This is a genomic window from Mesorhizobium sp. M1A.F.Ca.ET.072.01.1.1, from assembly GCF_004023325.1.
Taxonomy (GTDB): Bacteria; Pseudomonadota; Alphaproteobacteria; order Rhizobiales; family Rhizobiaceae; genus Mesorhizobium.
Genome location: NZ_RZSF01000530.1, coordinates 1 through 3,055, shown reverse-complemented (window position 1 = coordinate 3,055; position 3,055 = coordinate 1). Strand labels below are relative to the sequence as shown.

The window sequence follows — 3,055 nt, the reverse complement described above, 5'->3', positions numbered from 1 at the left end:
GCCATGTCGCGCGGCTCGAGCAGGCCGGCGCAATGTGCCTCGTGGCCCGCTTCGACCGCCTTGCTGAATGCTCGTGCCATGCCGACGGGGTCGGCCGCCTTGGCGACAGCGGTGTTCAGGAGCACGGCGTCAAAGCCGAGTTCCATCACGAGAGCCGCGTGAGATGGGCGCCGAGGCCCGCATCCACGATCAGCGGGACATCCGGGAAATGGCCGCGCATCGAGCGGAGCGCGGTGATATTTACCGGTCCAAGCGCAGAACCGATCGGCGCGCACCAGGGCATGAGCACCCTGCATCCGGCTTCCAGCAATCGCTCGGCGACGACGAGATCGTCCGTCGTGTAAGGAAATACAGCAAAGCCGTCGTCGCACAAGATTCGCGCGGCCTCGACCAAGCCGAAAACGTCAGGCTGCAGCGTGTCATGATTGCCGATCACCTCGAGCTTGATCCAGTTCGTGCCGAAGACCTCGCGCGCCATATTTGCGGTCGTGACGGCTTCCTTGACGGAGTGACAACCGGCGGTGTTGGGTAGGACATGCAGCCGCAGCGATTGGATAAGCGACCAGAATTTCTCGCCACCCTTGCCGCCGGCCATTTCGCGGCGCAATGAGACGGTCACCGCGGACGCGCAGGATGCCTTGACCGCATCGGCAAGAATGGCGGGCGAGGGGTACTGTGCGGTGCCGAGAAGCAGGCGCGACGGAAGCTTGGTTCCGTAAAGCTCGATCACGTTGCTAACCTCCTTGCATGGGTGAGAGGATTTCGATCCGGTCGCTGTCCTTCAGCTGGAACAGCGCCCGCTCAGTCGCGTGCACAACCTCGCTGTTCACTGCCGTTGCAAGCCAGTTGCCTTCGTAGTCGAGCGCCGCGAGAAGCTCCGCCAGGGTGGCGGCGGTGATCTCATGCGCTTCGCCGTTGACCGTCAGTTTCATCAGCAAGTTCCGCGCGCCCACGCATGAGCTCACCCGCGCGCACGCGGTCCTGCACATCCGCCGGCAGATTTGTGGCAACGCCCCCGACTGGGCGCTCGGCCGCGAGGGATTGCGGCAGCTGACTGGCCGCCGCGGCGAAACTGCGGCGAAAAATGCCGCGGAAGGCGAGGGGGCTCTGGCGCCGAGGCAGGACCGGGAGCAAAACGAGGCGGACGAGCCGGATCTGCTGGCCGAGGAGTTCGCGGCCATCGATGCGGTGCTCGCGCGCTTGAGCGCAGTTCTCAACGGCGTGGCGGTGGAGCAGCCGCCTCGGCCGCAACCGACGCTCGAACGCGATCCATTGATCCACGACCCCGATTGGGATGCGTCTGCCCGTCTCGACGACTGGCGTAGCTTGCTTGATCGCGATGTGAAGCTTCCGCCCGTTCTTGCTGCTGCGGTGCTTTGGGACGCTTGGGAATCCATCAGCCCGCTGCAACATCAGCCGTGGCTTGGCACCCTGCTGGTCGCAGCTGGGCTGCGGCAGCGTCGCAAAACCACGGCCCACCTGCTGGCCCTTAATGTGCGCCTGCGTGTCATGAGCCGCGAACGCCGGCGCCATGGGGCCATGACGACGCGGTTGCTGGCGTTCCTCGACGCGGTTGCCGAAGCCGCCGCGCTCGGCCTGAAGGAACACGATCGACTGATGCTGGCGCGGGAGCAAATGCTGCGGCGGACCAGGGACAGGCGTGGCAACTCGAAGCTGCCACGCCTCATCGACTACGTCCTGACCCGGCCGCTGGTCTCGAGCGCAATGATCGAAAAAGAGCTGAGGGTGACGACCAGGGGCGCGCTCAACCTGGGAGGCGAGCTTGGCCTGCGCGAGATACGGGGAGAGGCCGTTATCGGGCGTGGGGTATCGTCTAGGGCGTGCGTCCACGTGACCGAACGCCGTCGCATCTCGCTCGGGTATGTATTCCTCTTTTCTATGGATTGGCGCGCCGTCTTTTGCTCGGTGGAGCGAAAGAGTGAGCGAGCGCCATCGCTGCGGAAGTTGAAGGTTTGCTCGCCATCTAAGGGACCAAATGGGTCCTTCCGCGGGTACGCCTCCAAGTTCCTCGAATCCGCTGCCCGCGCTGAGCGGGCCAGACATCGCTCGGCCTGCGCTCTCCCCGAGTTTGAGAAGCCGATATGAGATTTCCATTTTCCCGTCAGGCTATACCTCGGCAGGAAAATTGAAGGACTTCGGGGCAGACATCCGGCAGGCTAGGCTTTTTCGGCTGGCACAAGCGTTGCAGAGCCATTTGCGAGAACATCTCGCCCCAATGGGAGGCGCGCGTGAATCACTGCAAAAAGCAGGCTGACCATCGTCCCCGTCAATTTCGAAGGAGAGGGAGAATACCTGTCGAACAGCTGGCCAGCTTAGGCGAACTGCAGGCAACGCACTCCTCGACTTCAATCACCATGACAGTGGTAGGCGGCGCGGGAGCGCACGGCTGCACTGTCAGGTTCTCGACCACGTGCGCGCACCAAGATTCCCATAGAACTACAATGCCGACAATTGTCCCGGTGAGCTGCTCACATAACGCTGATGCCCGAGGCAGCAAATTTGGGACCAATAATCGACGGCCAACATTCCACAATACGTGCAGCGCATGGATGCCAAGGACGAAATCTACACCGAGGGAGTCGATGAGAGCTCCTTTTGGAGCAACATAATGAGGAAGGATCGGATCATGGCTTACAAACATATGGATCGCCCGCCGTATGTTCATTCGGGCAGTTCCTGGGTGAAATGTCTGTCAATCGGCGCCAGTATGGTTTCGGCGTTACTGCCTCCGATCGCCCAGGCCCAGGATGTCGAGGGCGGCAAGGCAGTCTTCAAAAAGTGCACCGCCTGCCACAATGCTGATACCGACGCGAACAAAGTCGGCCCGAGCCTGAAAGGTGTTGTGGGTCGGACAGCGGGGACCGCCCCAAACTATTCGTATTCGAAAGCCATGAACGATGCGGGTGCGGCGGGCCTCGTATGGGACGAGCCGAACTTGACGGAATATCTGGCCAACCCCAAGGCGAAGGTGCCGACGAACAAAATGGGATTCCCTGGCCTTAAGAATCCCGACGACATCAAAAACGTCATCGCC

The 3,055-nt window shown here is 62.0% G+C and carries 3 protein-coding genes and 1 pseudogene; 2 read left to right on the top strand and 2 right to left on the bottom strand.

Annotation, left to right across the window (positions count from 1 at the left end; translation table 11 throughout):
• Positions 1-730, bottom strand: a pseudogene (locus EOA32_RS35705) (thiazole synthase); the annotation flags it as partial.
• Between the two features lie 4 nt (positions 731-734).
• Positions 735-932, bottom strand: coding sequence for a sulfur carrier protein ThiS (gene thiS / locus EOA32_RS35700; protein WP_128374191.1), 198 nt, complete (start codon positions 930-932; stop codon positions 735-737).
• On the opposite strand from thiS, the gene EOA32_RS35695 reads away from it, so the two are divergent.
• Entirely contained in the window at positions 916-2,106 is a 1,191-nt protein-coding gene (locus EOA32_RS35695; protein WP_189407658.1) for an RHE_PE00001 family protein, read from the top strand. The two genes, thiS and EOA32_RS35695, sit on opposite strands and share 17 nt — an antisense overlap.
• A 622-nt stretch (positions 2,107-2,728) precedes the next feature.
• Positions 2,729-3,055: cytochrome c family protein (locus EOA32_RS35690; protein ID WP_189407660.1), on the top strand; the 327-nt coding region annotated here is incomplete at its 3' end.

Excerpts from the sequence above, each read along its gene's own strand:
- thiS (WP_128374191.1), bottom strand. The coding sequence starts at position 932 with ATGAAACTGACGGTCAACGGCGAAGCGCATGAGATCACCGCCGCCACC.